Annotated in this window: 1 protein-coding gene; it reads right to left on the bottom strand. The window is 61.4% G+C overall.

Going from position 1 to position 272, the window contains the following annotated elements; all coding sequences use genetic code 11:
- A partial coding sequence (locus KVS69_RS19580) for a hypothetical protein (protein WP_217539681.1) occupies positions 1 to 272 on the bottom strand: 272 nt, incomplete at both ends.

Below are 272 nucleotides of genomic sequence, written 5' to 3'. Positions count from 1 at the left end.
AGGCCATCGACCGCGCCATTCGTGCCGCAGACCGGCGATTTCGTCGCCCATTCCTGCTGATCGAACACATAGCGCAGGACGGCCGTGGCGATCACGGCGGCTTCCTCGTGCTTCGGCGTGCGAGGATATCCGCGGGGGTCTTGTTTCTGCCGCTCCAAAAGGCCGACAACGGCGTTCAGCTTACGGGCAATTCGATTGTATGTAACAACCGGCTGGCGGCGCTGGTTGAGTGCCTTGATCTGCTTCGCGGTCCACTGCGCTCCGTGATAGTA

This window comes from Stenotrophomonas sp. GbtcB23, assembly GCF_019091045.1.
In the GTDB taxonomy this organism is placed as follows: Bacteria; Pseudomonadota; Gammaproteobacteria; order Xanthomonadales; family Xanthomonadaceae; genus Stenotrophomonas; species Stenotrophomonas rhizophila_A.
This window is presented reverse-complemented; position numbering and strand designations above follow the sequence as displayed.